This is a genomic window from Microbacterium sp. NPDC076768 (assembly GCF_040687205.1).
Lineage (GTDB): Bacteria > Actinomycetota > Actinomycetes > Actinomycetales > Microbacteriaceae > Microbacterium.
In genome coordinates this window covers 1-13,889 of record NZ_JBFBMU010000007.1, presented here as the reverse complement: position 1 = coordinate 13,889, position 13,889 = coordinate 1, and the positions used below count along the sequence as shown (strand labels likewise).

Genomic DNA, 13,889 nt, shown 5'->3' with positions numbered 1-13,889 from the left:
ACTCGTCCGTGTAGTTCTTCCTAGCCATCCCTTGGATTCTCGCTTCCCCAGCATCGTGCTGGAATCAGCGTGTCCAAGATCAGGGGTCAAGCGCCTTCGGTCTTCTCGAATGGATCCCGCGTGATTTCGCACATGGCCGCCATCATCTGAGCGCCGCCATCATCTGAGCAAGGCCGGCGACAGGTGGTTCATGACATCGATTGATATAGTGTCCGACATCATGATACGGACGTTGCAGTCTCGACGAGACGCCCACCTGGGTGAGCAACGGTTGGTCGTCAGAATCATTGTCGCGTTGGGGTTGGCGCTCACCCTTATGGCAGGCATCTGGTCAACGACCCACGCGGAAGCCGACCTCCCGAGCTTCGGGTCCGTGACGAGTATCGAGACCGGCGCCGAGACCGTCGCGTCTGTTGCGAATGTCGGAACGGCTGAGCCGGCGGCAACGAGCGACAGCGGTATACGAGGTGCGGTGACCTGCCTGATCGGCGTGCTCTGCACATTCCTCGTCTTCACTGTGCTGCGCTCCTTCACACTGGGCGCTCGACGGCTCTCACTTCTGACGTCGCGGCCTTTCCGCGCGCCGCTTATGGTGCAGCCGCGCGAGCCTGAATCGTCGTTCACACCCTCGCTAGTAGAGCTGTCGATCTCCCGAACCTGAAGCTCGGCCCGCTGTCTCCTGTGACGCTGCGTTCCCCCGCCGCCGACGGTGGCCAAGGACGTGCCGCGCTGCTGGTTCGGAGCGCCTTCTCTTAACGTCCGTGCGAGACGTCTCCGATCCCCGCTGGTGCTGTACGTCGCATCGATCCATTCGCGGGAAGCACCGGCCTGCCGACGCGCCATCGCTGGAGATCACGCAACGTTCCAGGCAGAACATTGCAGAGCAGAGGCAATCGAAAGACCGAATGACTAAATTTCCGCACCCTATAGCGCGGACTCAAGCACTGAGGAGACGACCTTGATCCACACATCGATCCCGAGCCCCGACATCACCGGGTTCCAGCTCGGTCCGCTCACCATCCGGTTCTACGCGCTGTTCATCATCGCCGGGATCATCATCGCAATCTGGCTCACCTCGAAACGGTTACGTCGGCGCGGAGCGAAACCCGACATCGTCATCGACGTCGCGATCTGGACAGTGCCCGTGGGGATCCTCGGCGGGCGGCTTTACCATGTCGTCACCCACCCCGGAGATTACTTCTACCCAGGGGCCGACTTGTGGCGTGTGTTCTACGTCTGGGAGGGCGGTCTCGCGATCTTCGGAGCCATCATGTTCGGCAGCGTCGGCGCTTACATCGCCTGTCGGCGAGCGGGCCTGCGGTTCCTGGCGTTCGCCGACGCGCTCGCACCGGGGCTGCTGATCGCCCAGGCGATCGGCAGACTCGGCAACTACTTCAACCAGGAACTCTTCGGAGCTCCGACGAACCTACCCTGGGGTCTTCAGATCGATCCCTCCAGCCCGGCATTCCCACCAGGTCTGCCAACAGACACGCTCTTTCACCCGTTGTTCCTGTACGAGATGCTGTGGAGCCTCGCCGGTGCAACGCTCATTCTGGCGCTCGAGCGGAAGATTTCACTGCGGTGGGGAAAAGCCCTCGGGCTATATCTCATCATCTACGGCACTGGCCGCGCCTGGTTCGAGTCGTTCCGCATCGACCCGACTGAACTCGAGTTGTGGGGACTCAAAATCAACATGCTTGCTGCCATGCTCGTCGCCCTTGGCGGGGTCGTCCTGTACCTCGTACAAGCCCGACGCCACCCGGAACGGGAGAGCTCCCCATATCTATCAGCTCATCCGCCTGCCCACCCATCCACCGCAAGGAGCGGACAATGAATCGTCACACCCCAAAGAATCCGGACCCCGCATTGAGGTACCGTCGCCGACAGCGCAACCTCCGCATCGGGCAAGCCATCATGGTGATCGGCGCGCTGGTAGTTGTCATCCACTGGCTCACTCACCTCGAAGCCTTCGGCCCCGGACAGCCGGAAGGATGGATCGACCTCGTCGCCGGATACCCGATGGGGCTGTTACTCGTCATCATCGGAGCGATCGTGTCCAGCCGAAAGCCCAAGTGATCAACGTGAACGGCACACCAGGGGCCCCACCGCCGATTCGTAAGCTTGTGGGTCTCACTGGCCGCCAGATGCCGTCGAAACAGGCCAGCACTGTAGTGCGCAAACCCGACGGTCGGGATCGTCCGCTTCTGCCGTTGTGGGCGGCGCTGTTCACGGCTGCCGTGGCGGGGGTCGTGATGGATCTTGCCTACCCCGAGGTGGGGTTCTGGCCCGCTGCGTTCGTCGCTACCGGTCTTGTGCTGGTCGCTGCGATCGGCCGCAGCGTTGCGGGATCACTCGCGATCGGTCTGGTGTTCGGTCTGGTGTTCTTTTCCCTGCTGGTGCTCTGGACATCTCGCTATCTCGGCCTGATCCCATGGTTAGCGTTGACCGCAGTGGAGGGTGCGCTGACCGCGATCGGTGTGATTCCCTTGACCCTGGCATACCGATGGCTACCTCACTTGGTTCCCGGTGTTATCGGGAGGCTGGTGTTCCTGCCGGTGCTGGTGGCGGCGCTGTGGACCGGTCGTGAGGTTGTGCTCGGTATGTGGCCATACGGTGGCCTGCCGTGGGCTCGACTGGGAATGACCCAGTCCGAGAGCCCGACTGCTGAACTATCGTCCTGGGTGGGTGTCAGTGGCCTGAGCTTCCTTATTGTGCTGAGCGTCGCCGCGACACTCGAATGGCTGCGGATGGGCGGGTGGCGCCATCCGCTCCGAATAGCGATCCCGGTCACACTAGGTGGGGTGCTGGTGCTGATGCCGGCCTTTCCCACCACCCTCGCGGGCACCATGCGGATTGGTGCGGTGCAGGGCAACGGCCCGTCCGGGTACTTCGACGAACGAGAACCGTGGGCAATCGCGCACGCGCAGGGGGATGCGACCAGGCCGCTGTATGGCGAAAACTTGGACTTGTTGGTCTGGCCCGAAGGCATGGATGCCGATCCTTTCGAAAGCAACTACCTCGCCAACTACCTGACCATGATCAGCCAGCAGGTGGGTGCTCCGCTGCTCGCCAACGCGGCCACCAGCGTTGACGAGACTCTCTACAACACCTCGTTCGTGTGGGATCCGCGCATCAGCACCATGCCTCAACGCGACCAGCTGCAAACGCACGCCAAACGGAATCCTGTGCCCTTCGGCGAGTACGTGCCAGACAGGGCGTTCTACAATGCCCTGGTCCCTGACCTGATCGGACTAATCCAGCGGGAATACGCACACGGCACCGACGTGCCCTTGGTCACCGTCAACGACGTCCCGATCGGGCTGGCGATCTGCTTCGATGTCATCTACGACGAAGTAGTCGCCGAGAGCATCAATGCTGGCGCGCAGGTGCTCGTGTTCCAGACCAACAACGCCGACTTTCGTGGCACCGACGAGAACCTGCAACAACTCGCCTTCGCGAGGATGCGCGCAATCGAGACCGGACGCAGTGTGGTGAACGTCTCCACAGTCGGAACCAGCCAGATTATCTCCCCCGATGGCACCACGTCCGCGTCGCTCCCCGCCGGCGAGTCAGGTGTGATGACTGCTGACGTGGAGCTACGCACCGGAACCACGCTAGGGACAGCAATAGGCACCATCGTTTCGTGGGTGCTGCTGTGGGGCGGACTTGGCGCGGTCGCAATCGCTGCGCTGCTGTCTCGAACGAAAACTCGGCGGTGAACGTCCAAATATCTCCTCGACCACATCAAAGCGATTCACCAATATGACCCATTCCGCTCTTCCTCTCATTCCTTGACGGGAATACCCCCTCTGGGTATACAGTCGAGCGTAACAGTACCCCACCCGGGTATTCAGGTTGAGGAAGGAATCATCATGGACACGAGCGAATATCAGGTCACCGGGATGAGCTGCGGTCACTGCGAGGTTGCCATCCGCGGGGAAGTCAGCCAGATCGCGGGCGTCACGGATATTGATGTCAGTGCCCAGAGCGGCAAGCTCGTCATCACCAGTGCGCATCCGCTGGACGACGCCACGATCCTCACCGCGGTGGACGAGGCAGGATACGAGGCGGTCCGCGTCCGATGAACGCCGCAGGCCGCCTAGGCATCTACGGTGCGGGCCTTGTGGCGGTTTTCGCCGCCGCCTTCGCCGTCAGTGGTGTCGTCGTTCCTGAGAACGCTGTCACGGCATGGGCAGGCGCCGGGTCGGTAGCGCATGCCACGGATGCAGAACAGGACGCCGAGACCTTGCCGGAAGCGAGCGTGGCTGGGTTGTCGATTGCGGCGTCGGGGTTCGTCATCGGAGCCGTCCAAGCACCCGCCGAGGTAGGCGTCGAGGGCGATCTGACCTTCGAGGTCTTGAATACCGAGGGCGAGCCAGTCACCGAGTACGAGACAGCACACGGCAAGCAACTTCACTTGATCGTCGTGCGCAGTGACGGCAGTGAGTATCGGCACGTGCACCCGGTGCTCGACACCTCGACCGGCACGTGGTCGCTGCCTTGGACGTGGGACGCTGCCGGCACGTACCGCGCGTATGCGGACTTCACCGCCGGCAACGGTACGAGCGCAACGCTTTCTCGCACCGTGAATGTGGCAGGTCTGGTGACGCCGGCACCGTCCACGGACGTCAAGGCCACCGACAGTGTCGACGGATTCGATGTGAGCATCAGCGGGAACCTCGTCGCGGGAACCGGCAGTGAGCTCACCGTCGAGGTCACCCGCGACGGTGAGCCAGTGACCGCGCTGGAACCGTATCTCGGCGCATTCGGGCACCTGGTCGCGCTGCGTGAGGGTGATCTGGCCTACCTGCATGTCCACGCGCAAGGCGAGGAGCCCGAGCCCGGGGACCAAGCTGGTCCTGCTGTGAAGTTCACAGCGGAGGCGCCTACGGCGGGACGATACCTGCTGTATCTCGACTTCCAGGTCGACGGGCAGGTGCACACCGCCGCCTTCGTCCTCGACGCGGCCAGCCCCGCCGCAGGCGCCGAGGACGAATCGGACACGAGCGACGACGAACACTCCGGTCACTGACCGCGCATCACAGCACGCCCCTTTGAGACGAACAGCAATTGAGGAGACCGTCATGACGGACACGCAGTCGGAGGCCGACGTCGCCAGCGTAGAGCTGGAGATCGGTGGCATGACGTGTGCATCGTGCGCGATGCGGATCGAGAAGAAGCTCAACAAGATCGACGGCGTCACGGCGACAGTGAATTACGCCACGGAAAAGGCCAAGGTCACCGCCCCCGCCGGTGTCGACACCGCGCTGCTCATCGCCGAGGTGGAGAAGACCGGGTACACGGCCGCCCTTCCCGCCATGGACGAACCGTCGAGCAGCGAGGACGCCGACGCGCCGGATGCGGAACTGGTGAGCCTGCGCAACCGGTTGATCACCTCGGTTGTGCTGGCGGTCCCTGTCATCGCGATGGCGATGATCCCGGCACTGCAGTTCACGTACTGGCAGTGGCTGTCGCTCGCGCTGGCGGGTCCGGTCATCGTGTGGGCGGCGTGGCCGTTCCACAAGGCGGCGTGGACGAATCTCCGCCACGGTGCGGCGACAATGGACACGCTCATCTCCATTGGCACCGCCGGCGCTCTGTTGTGGTCACTGTATGCGCTGTTCTTCGGGACAGCCGGTGCTCCGGGGATGACGCACCCGTTCGAGCTGACTGTGGCGCCCAGCGACGGCGCCGCGAATATCTACCTCGAAGTCGGTGCGGCGGTGACGATGTTCGTCCTGGCCGGACGGTACTTCGAGAAGCGTGCCAAGCGTCAAGCCGGGGCTGCAATGCGCGCCCTGCTGGAGCTGGGCGCGAAGGATGTCGCGGTGCTCCGCGGCGGCGTGGAGATGCGCATCCCGACCGCTGAACTTGCCGTGGGCGACGAGTTCGTCGTCCGCCCCGGTGAGAAGATCGCGACGGACGGAGTCATCGTTTCGGGGACGTCGGCGGTCGACGCGTCGATGCTCACCGGTGAGTCCGTGCCGGTGGAGGTCACTGAGGATGATTCGGTCACTGGGGCGACGGTGAACGCCGGCGGCCGGCTCGTGATCCGCGCGACGAGGATCGGCTCAGACACGCAGCTCGCGCAGATGGCGAAGCTCGTCGAGGATGCGCAGACTGGGAAAGCGGAAGTGCAGCGCCTCGCTGACCGGATCTCGGGGATTTTCGTCCCCATCGTCATCGCGATCGCACTGGGAACGCTCGGCGCGTGGCTTGGTGCCGGATTCCCCGCCGCTGCGGCATTCACCGCCGCGGTCGCGGTCCTGATCATCGCCTGCCCATGCGCACTCGGTCTGGCAACGCCGACCGCACTGCTGGTCGGGACCGGCCGCGGTGCCCAACTGGGCATCCTCATCAAGGGCCCAGAGGTCCTCGAGTCCACCCGCAGGGTTGACACGGTCGTTCTGGACAAGACCGGCACCGTGACCACCGGGAAGATGACTCTCACCGATGTGTACACGGCCGACGGCGTCATCCGTGATGACGTGCTGCGTCTCGCGGGAGCGCTCGAGGATGCGTCCGAGCACCCCATCGCCGAGGCGATCGCCAAAGCCGCGACCCAGAAACTCGGCACCCTTCCCACGGCCGAGGACTTCGTGAACGTCGAAGGTAAGGGCGTCCAGGGCATCGTCGACGGGCACGCTGTGCTCGTCGGTCGTGAGTCGCTGCTCGCCGACTGGTCACAGCACCTTCCTGCCGATCTCGCCACGGCCAAGGCAGGTGCAGAACTTCAGGGCAAGACCGCGATCGCAGTCGGTTGGGACGGGCACGCCCGAGGTGTGCTCGTCGTCGCCGACACCGTCAAGCCGACCAGTGCACAAGCCATCATGCAACTCAAGCGCCTCGGGTTGACGCCGGTCCTGCTCACCGGTGACAACCGCACCGTGGCCGAGCAGATCGCTGCGGAGGTCGGCATCGCCGAGGTCATCGCAGAAGTCCTCCCCAAAGACAAGGTCGACGTGATCACCCGTCTCCAGGGAGAAGGGAAGGTCGTGGCGATGGTCGGCGACGGCGTCAACGACGCCGCTGCCCTCGCCCAGGCTGACCTCGGATTGGCGATGGGCACCGGCACCGATGTGGCCATCGAAGCCAGCGATATCACCCTCGTCCGCGGTGACCTTCGTAGCGCAGCCGACGCGATCCGCTTGTCCCGCAAGACGCTCGGCACGATCAAGGGCAACCTCTTCTGGGCCTTCGCGTACAACGTCGCGGCGATCCCGCTCGCCGCACTCGGGCTACTCAACCCCATGCTCGCCGGTGCGGCGATGGCGTTCTCCAGCGTCTTCGTCGTCGGCAACAGCCTCCGCCTGCGCTCCTTCCGTAGCCAGGCGGCGGACCCCTCTCCGACAGGCGCCCGTGCACCGCGTGAAGACGCGACAGCTGCGGTTCCCGTCGGAACTCACCACTGAAATCGAAAGAGGACACACCATGTCAGACACCTCCGCCGGCTCCTGTTGCACCCACAACAACCACGCCCAGGTCGATGCCGAAGGACGCAAGGATCTCCTCGCCCCGCAGGCGGAAGACCTCGCCGAATGCCCCGTGATGACCGGAAGCACCGTGGTCAAGGCAGACGCGGAAGCCGCGGGCCTGTTCCGTGACCACGAAGGCACCCGCTACTACTTCTGCTGCGCAGCGTGCGGGCCCTTGTTCGACGCCGACCCTGCGAAATACGCGGCCGCAGCCGCCTGATCTCGCACCATCTGCGTGTGAGGCTCGCCCCCAACGCGAGCCTCACACGGTTTCACCATTCCCGAGGAGGATAGGTCCATGAGCGACTCACACAACGATGAGGTTGAACACCCTACCGCACATCACGATCACCACGCCCACGCATCCCACGGGACCCCGGCCACCGACCATGCCGGCCACGCCCCGAAATCAGAGGGTCATACAGATCACGCCGCCACTGCGACCCACAACGGGCACGAGCCCTCGATGAGCGGCCACGACGGCAGTGAACAAGCCGCACACACGCAACACGCCGGGCATATGGAAGACGGGGGCCACAGCGGTCACGGCGATCATGTGGGGCAGTTCCGCCGACTATTCTGGATCATGCTGATCCTCGCGGTGCCCACCGTGGCGCTGTCCGGAATGTTCGCGATGATCCTCGGCTACACTCTCCCGAACATCCCCGGCCTCGCCTGGATATCCCCCGTCCTGGGGACCGTGATGTATGTGTGGGGCGGCAGGCCCTTCCTCGTCGGCGCAGTCAGTGAGATCCGTACCCGCAAGCCCGGCATGATGCTCCTCATCGGCCTGGCGATCACCGTCGCGTTCTTCGCCTCCTGGGGCGCGAGCCTGGGCGTGCTGCATCACGAGCTCGACTTTTGGTGGGAGCTGGCGCTGCTGATCGTCATCATGCTCCTCGGCCACTGGATCGAGATGCGCTCCCTCGCCCAGACGACCACCGCACTGGACTCGTTGGCGGCGCTACTGCCCGACGAAGCCGAACGCGTCGAAAACGGGCAGGTCGTCACCGTTTCACCCTCCGACCTCGTCGTCGGCGACCTCATCGTCATCCGTCCCGGTGGGAGCATCCCCGCCGACGGGCGGATCGTCGACGGCAGAGCATCCATGGACGAGTCCATGGTCACCGGGGAATCGCGCACCGTCGCTCGCGCGGCCGGCGACCTGGTCACGGCCGGCACCGTCGCCACGGACTCCGGGCTCCGCGTGGAGATCACCGCGACCGGCGATGACACGACCCTTGCCGGCATCCAGCGCCTCGTCACTGAGGCGCAGAACTCATCTTCCCGCGCCCAGCGTCTCGCCGACACCGCGGCGGGATGGTTGTTCTGGTTCGCACTCGGGGCAGCGGCGATCACCGCCATCGTGTGGACCGTCCTCGGCTTCCCGGACGCTGCCGTGATCCGCACGATCACCGTTCTCGTGATCGCGTGCCCCCACGCCCTGGGGCTGGCGATCCCGCTCGTCGTGTCTATCGCCACCGAACGCGCCGCACGTGGTGGCGTGCTCGTCAAAGACCGACTCGCGCTGGAGAGCATGCGCACCGTCGACACGGTCCTGTTTGACAAGACCGGTACCCTCACCAAGGGCGAGCCAACCGTCAGCGACATATCGGTACCCGAAGGCGGCAACCCGGACCAGGTGCTTGCTCTCGCCGCAGCCGCCGAAGCGGACAGCGAACACCCGCTCGCCAAGGCCATCGTTCGTGCCGCAGCCGACAAGGACCTCACGGTTCCCGAGAGCCGCGACTTCACCTCCTCGCCCGCCGTGGGCGTCACCGCGACCGTCGACGGGACAACGGTCCGGGTCGGCGGACCACACCTACTCACCGAGGAGGACGCGAACGAGCTGCCTGTCGCGGACACCTGGCGAGAGGACGGCGCGATCATCCTGCACGTTCTGCAGGACGGCCAGGTGATCGGCGCTCTCAAGCTCGCCGATGAGGTGCGCACCGAATCCCGCGAAGCCGTCGACGCGCTCCACGCGCTCGGCGTCCAGGTGGTCATGATCACCGGAGACGCCGAAGCGGTCGCGCACACTGTCGCCCAGGACCTCGGAATCGACCGGTTCTTCGCCGGCGTCCGCCCCGAAGACAAGGCCGCCAAGGTCCAAGAACTGCAGAAGGAAGGCCGCAAAGTCGCGATGGTCGGCGACGGCGTCAACGACGCCCCCGCGCTTGCCCAAGCCGACGTGGGACTCGCGATCGGCGCCGGCACGGACGTCGCGATCGCATCCGCAGGCGTCATCCTCGCCAGCGACGACCCCCGATCCGTGCTGTCCGTCGTCGAACTCTCCCGTGCCGCGTATCAGAAGATGAAGCAGAACCTGTGGTGGGCAGCCGGCTACAACCTCATCTCCGTGCCCCTCGCCGCCGGCGTCCTCGCACCGATCGGGTTCATCCTGCCGATGTCCGTTGGCGCAATCCTCATGTCGCTGTCGACCATCGTCGTCGCACTCAACGCACAACTGCTGCGCCGGCTCGACCTGCGACCCGACACCACCACCCGCACCATTCTCGACAAACACTGACACCAGGAGCACCCATGACCGATACCGCTGAGCAGGCGACATCCTGCGAACACGCAGAACACGGCTACATCACCGACAAATCCCGCTACCTTACCCGGCTCAAGCGCATCGAAGGACAAGCACGCGGCGTACATCGCATGGTCGAGGACGAGAAGTACTGCATCGACATTCTCACCCAGATCTCCGCCCTCACCAGCGCCCTACAAAGCGTCGCTGTTGGACTCCTCGAAGACCACCTCCGCCACTGCGTCACCGACGCCGTACGAACCGACGGAGACATCGAAGGCAAGATCCGCGAAGCATCACAAGCCATCGCGCGACTCGTGCGCTGACGCCGCCCCCTCCAGCGGGCTGTTGCCCATCGCTAGGTGTACTTCCCCGTGACGTTGTGAACGCGGGCGGAGGGAACGTTGCCGCCGATGCCGGTATGGGGCCTGTGGTGATTGTAGTGATGCAGCCAGGTCTCGTAGGCGGCGGTTCGTTCGGCTTCGCTGGCGTAGGGCTTCGCGTATGCCCACTCGGCGGCGAGGGTGCGGTTGAACCGTTCGACTTTGCCGTTCGTCTGCGGCCGGTAGGGCCTGGTCCATTTGTGCTTCACGGTCTCTCCCAGGGCGTCCGCGAAGGCGTGTGATCGGTAGCACGCACCGTTATCTGTCATCACGGCGGTGACCGTCACGCCGAGTCCGGCGAAGAACGCGTTCGCGCGGGTCCAGAACCCTGCGGCGGTCTCCTTGCGTTCGTCGTCCAGGACCTCCGAGTACGCGACCCGCGAGTGGTCGTCGACGGCGTGGTGAAGATACCGGTAGCCGCGGGAGCGTGCCGCGCCAGCCCTCGCGGCCTTGTCACGGACCGCGCCCGCGGCGTGATCCTGCACTGACCCGCGACCGTGCACACGCCACCCGCCGCCATTGGGAATGCGGCCCTGTTTCTTGATGTCGACGTGCACCAGTTGGCCCGGAGCGGCGACCTCATACCGTTTCGGTTTCGGCTTGCGGACGGGCAGCCCGGTGGCCTGGTCGAGGTTCGCGAGCTTCGGCATCCGGGCGTGAGGAACGAACTGGTGACAGGTGTGGTTTAGGCCGCGAGGGTGAGCGGCTCGGCCAGCTTGGACTCGAACTCGATGGGGGTCAAGCCGCCGAGGGAGTCCTGGGCTCGTTGCCGGTGATACTTCCGCTCGATCCAGACGACGATGGCGAGCCGCAGATCCTGCCGGGTGGTCCACCGCTGCTGGTTGAGGACGTTGGTCTGCAGGAGCGACCAGAAGCTCTCCATAGCTGCGTTGTCGCCCGCGGCGCCGACTCGGCCCATCGAACCGACCATGTCGTGCCGGCGCAGTTCCCGGGCCATGGCGCGGCTTCGAAACTGGCTGCCCCCTGTCGGCATGCAAGATGCATCCGGCGACATCGCCGCGGCGGGCGACGGCGTTGCGGAGTGCGTCGACCGCGAGCTTCGAGGTCATCCGGTCGCTGATCGAGTACCCCACGATCCGGTTTGAGAAGACGTCTTTGATCGCGCAGCAGTAAAGCTTGCCTTCGGTCGTCGTGCGGTGCTCGGTGATGTCGGTGAGCCAGACCCGGTTCGGGGCATCGGCCCGGAAGACGCGTTGCACGTGGTCGTCGAACACGGGTGGGCCGGCCTTCTTGCCCTTCCCGCGCCGGCGGCGTTGCGCGGAGGAGAGGATCCCAGCCTGCGAGCACAGCTTCCACGCCGTCCGGCGACTCATCCGCCACTCTGCGCGGCGTGCTTCGTCAGCGAGGTATCGGTAACCGAACGTCGGGTCGTCCTCATGCGCGTCGTGGAGGGCGTTGATCCGATACGCGCGGAGGACGTCCGCGTCGCGGATCGGGTCATTGCGCCACCGGTAGTAGGGCTGTCTTGCGAGCTTCAGGACCCGGCACGACACCGTGACGGGGATCCCCGCCTCGGCGAGCTCGGCAACGAGCGGGTACGTCATTTTGGGGAGCCACCCAGTTTCAGGTTCGCCTGCGACAGATATGCCGCTGCCTTCCTGAGGACTTCGTTCTCCTGCTCGAGGAGACGGTTACGGCGGCGCAGCTCTCGCATCTCGGCGGCCTCGTCTGCCGTCTGACCGGGACGCTTGCCTTTCTCGACATCTGCTTGGCGGAGCCAGTTCTGCAGCGTCGCCTCGCTGACTCCGAAGTCAGTGGCGATCTGTTTGATGGTGACGCCGCTCTCACGGCGGCGGGCGACCGCGACGACGTCTTCGCGGAACTCTCTCGGATAGGGACCGGGCATGATGACATCCTTCCCGCCAGCGCCTCCCGGCACTAACGATCAGTTGTCACCGATCCGTTCCTCACGCCCAAATCCGTAATTGGATCAGTGCTCTGGGAACCGAGACAGCACGAGGCTCCGACATCGGCGAGGCCTCAGAGTTAGGACTCCCGGCTCTAATTCGTCTCCTCTTTTGCTCTCACCCGCATAACGATCACCTGGCCGACGATAACGGCTGTCGCAACCGCTGCAGTGACAATTACGGTTTGAAGATCGCTTTGCACTTTAAGAATCGTGAAGGGAATCAGAATCGAGAAGTTGAGCAATATTGTGAGAAGCGGTGCCCACGGCTTTGCCTTGATTTTTGTCCGGAGGTGCCGAATCACGCCCCATTGCACCGCGATGTCCATTGCGAGGTAGAGGAACGCTCCCATCGATGCGATCTGAGTGAGGTCCAGGAAGGCTGTGACGATAATCGCGAGCCCAGCCGTGATGATCAGCGGCTGTTGCGGGACGCGCGCAGGCAGTGACGGCGTCTGGCGCATGTCTTGGAGCATTCCGTAGAGGCGTGATACCGAATACAGACTGGCCAGCAGCCCGGACAGTGTGGCGACAACGGCGATCGCCACCGTGATTCCGATACCCCACGAGCCAAAGAGCGGTTCGGCTGCCGCAGCCAACGCATAATCACGCGCTTTTACCGCGCCTGCGGCCCCAATACTGGACTCTACCGAGACGGTGATCAGCATGTAGAGGACCGTGCAGACCGCCAGGGAAATGACGATCGAGCGCGCAATGTTCTTTTTCGCGTCCTGAATGTCGTCACCTTGGTTGGTTATGGTGGTGAACCCTTTGTAGGCGAGCACACACAGGACCGTTCCGGCGAGCAGTCCGACGATATCGGGGGCCTCGCCTGAGCTTTGGGCGAAGAGTCCGGATCCTGATGCGACAGCACCGACGAGTCCCGCTATAGCGAGCAGTGCGATGCCCACGATCTTGATGATCGCAGTCGTGGTCGCGGATCCTTCAACGAGCTTATTACCGAGCAAGTTCACGATGGCTGCTGCCACGATCGCAAGCACGCCCAGGAGGGGGACGAGAATTGCAGAGTCTTGTAGGCCAAATGGGCGCAGCAGGTAAGTTCCGAAGGTGCGAGCGAGGAGACTTTCCGCGACCACCATTGAGACGTACATGAACAGGGTAAACGATCCCGCAGCGACCCCCGGTCCGTACGCATCTTTCAGTAGCATCGCAATACCACCCGCAGAGGGGTTCACGCTTGAATATCGCGTGTATGAGTAGGCGCTGACACCGGCGACAATCGCGCCGAGCAGAAACGCGAGCGGAAACCAGTCTCCGGCGAAGCCCGCGACCTGCCCGACGAGCGCAAAGATTCCCGCCCCGATCATCACTCCGGTGCCGAGCGAAACGGACCCGACGAGTGAAATCTTGCCCTTCGTTGCGACCATGTGAACCCCTCGCTCCTTCTCGTTCAATTTCGGTTTTCACGCCATGGGGCCTTGGCCCTTGATCGTGGACACGGTGTCGGTTCGATTATGCCGCTTCCGCGAGCGTAGCGGAGCGTGCGGCTTCGTAGGCGTTCGGGCTGATGTTGCCGATCGCGGAGTGGCGCCGGCGAGTGTTGTAGC

General features: G+C 64.2%; 12 protein-coding genes and 1 pseudogene. 10 read left to right on the top strand and 3 right to left on the bottom strand.

The window, feature by feature from the left end:
• The first annotated feature begins 220 nt into the window (after positions 1 to 220).
• From AB0O87_RS15485 to AB0O87_RS15440, 10 genes are all read left to right on the top strand, one after another.
• Entirely contained in the window at positions 221 to 661 is a 441-nt protein-coding gene (locus tag AB0O87_RS15485) for a hypothetical protein (RefSeq protein WP_363517911.1), read from the top strand.
• A gap of 297 nt (positions 662 to 958) precedes the next feature.
• Positions 959 to 1,834 (top strand): prolipoprotein diacylglyceryl transferase, encoded by an 876-nt coding sequence (lgt, locus tag AB0O87_RS15480; protein WP_363517908.1) that lies wholly within the window; start codon positions 959 to 961, stop codon positions 1,832 to 1,834.
• On the top strand, positions 1,831 to 2,076 hold the full coding sequence (locus AB0O87_RS15475) for a hypothetical protein (RefSeq protein ID WP_363517905.1): 246 nt from the start codon (positions 1,831 to 1,833) through the stop codon (positions 2,074 to 2,076). Before lgt ends, AB0O87_RS15475 begins: the two co-directional genes overlap by 4 nt.
• 5 nt (positions 2,077 to 2,081) lie before the next feature.
• Positions 2,082 to 3,719, top strand: coding sequence for an apolipoprotein N-acyltransferase (gene lnt, locus AB0O87_RS15470; RefSeq protein WP_363517902.1), 1,638 nt, complete (start codon positions 2,082 to 2,084; stop codon positions 3,717 to 3,719).
• 153 nt (positions 3,720 to 3,872) lie between these two features.
• Positions 3,873 to 4,085: a heavy-metal-associated domain-containing protein gene (locus AB0O87_RS15465; RefSeq protein WP_363517899.1), complete on the top strand. Its 213-nt coding sequence runs from the start codon at positions 3,873 to 3,875 to the stop codon at positions 4,083 to 4,085.
• Complete coding sequence (locus AB0O87_RS15460) at positions 4,082 to 5,032, top strand: heavy-metal-associated domain-containing protein (RefSeq protein ID WP_363517896.1); 951 nt, start codon at positions 4,082 to 4,084, stop codon at positions 5,030 to 5,032. The genes AB0O87_RS15465 and AB0O87_RS15460 overlap by 4 nt, the downstream gene beginning before the upstream one ends.
• Before the next feature lie 52 nt (positions 5,033 to 5,084).
• The gene (locus AB0O87_RS15455; RefSeq protein ID WP_363517893.1) at positions 5,085 to 7,412 is read left to right on the top strand and encodes a heavy metal translocating P-type ATPase; all 2,328 of its coding nucleotides are present in this window, start codon (positions 5,085 to 5,087) and stop codon (positions 7,410 to 7,412) included.
• Between the two features lie 19 nt (positions 7,413 to 7,431).
• A complete protein-coding gene (locus tag AB0O87_RS15450; protein ID WP_363517890.1) occupies positions 7,432 to 7,695 on the top strand; it encodes a YHS domain-containing protein in 264 nt (87 codons plus the stop codon).
• A gap of 78 nt (positions 7,696 to 7,773) precedes the next feature.
• Positions 7,774 to 10,005 (top strand): heavy metal translocating P-type ATPase, encoded by a 2,232-nt coding sequence (locus AB0O87_RS15445; protein WP_363517887.1) that lies wholly within the window; start codon positions 7,774 to 7,776, stop codon positions 10,003 to 10,005.
• A gap of 14 nt (positions 10,006 to 10,019) precedes the next feature.
• Positions 10,020 to 10,337, top strand: a complete 318-nt coding sequence (locus tag AB0O87_RS15440; protein ID WP_363517884.1) for a metal-sensitive transcriptional regulator — start codon at positions 10,020 to 10,022, stop codon at positions 10,335 to 10,337.
• Positions 10,338 to 10,369: 32 nt separating this feature from the next.
• Here the strand turns inward: AB0O87_RS15440 and AB0O87_RS15435 are convergent, their stop codons facing one another.
• From AB0O87_RS15435 to AB0O87_RS15425, 3 genes and pseudogenes are all read right to left on the bottom strand, one after another.
• Positions 10,370 to 11,188, bottom strand: a complete 819-nt coding sequence (locus tag AB0O87_RS15435; RefSeq protein WP_363517914.1) for an IS481 family transposase — start codon at positions 11,186 to 11,188, stop codon at positions 10,370 to 10,372.
• Positions 11,080 to 12,261, bottom strand: a pseudogene (locus tag AB0O87_RS15430) (IS3 family transposase). The gene AB0O87_RS15435 and the pseudogene AB0O87_RS15430 overlap by 109 nt, the downstream one beginning before the upstream one ends.
• 155 nt (positions 12,262 to 12,416) lie before the next feature.
• Positions 12,417 to 13,709 (bottom strand): APC family permease, encoded by a 1,293-nt coding sequence (locus tag AB0O87_RS15425; protein ID WP_363517881.1) that lies wholly within the window; start codon positions 13,707 to 13,709, stop codon positions 12,417 to 12,419.
• Positions 13,710 to 13,889: the final 180 nt, after the last annotated feature.

Excerpts from the sequence above, each read along its gene's own strand:
- AB0O87_RS15450 (WP_363517890.1), top strand. The coding sequence starts at position 7,432 with ATGTCAGACACCTCCGCCGGCTCCTGTTGCACCCACAACAACCACGCC.
- AB0O87_RS15425 (WP_363517881.1), bottom strand. The coding sequence starts at position 13,709 with ATGGTCGCAACGAAGGGCAAGATTTCACTCGTCGGGTCCGTTTCGCTC.
- AB0O87_RS15485 (WP_363517911.1), top strand. The coding sequence starts at position 221 with ATGATACGGACGTTGCAGTCTCGACGAGACGCCCACCTGGGTGAGCAA.
- AB0O87_RS15445 (WP_363517887.1), top strand. The coding sequence starts at position 7,774 with ATGAGCGACTCACACAACGATGAGGTTGAACACCCTACCGCACATCAC.
- AB0O87_RS15475 (WP_363517905.1), top strand. The coding sequence starts at position 1,831 with ATGAATCGTCACACCCCAAAGAATCCGGACCCCGCATTGAGGTACCGT.
- AB0O87_RS15460 (WP_363517896.1), top strand. The coding sequence starts at position 4,082 with ATGAACGCCGCAGGCCGCCTAGGCATCTACGGTGCGGGCCTTGTGGCG.
- AB0O87_RS15455 (WP_363517893.1), top strand. The coding sequence starts at position 5,085 with ATGACGGACACGCAGTCGGAGGCCGACGTCGCCAGCGTAGAGCTGGAG.
- AB0O87_RS15465 (WP_363517899.1), top strand. The coding sequence starts at position 3,873 with ATGGACACGAGCGAATATCAGGTCACCGGGATGAGCTGCGGTCACTGC.
- AB0O87_RS15440 (WP_363517884.1), top strand. The coding sequence starts at position 10,020 with ATGACCGATACCGCTGAGCAGGCGACATCCTGCGAACACGCAGAACAC.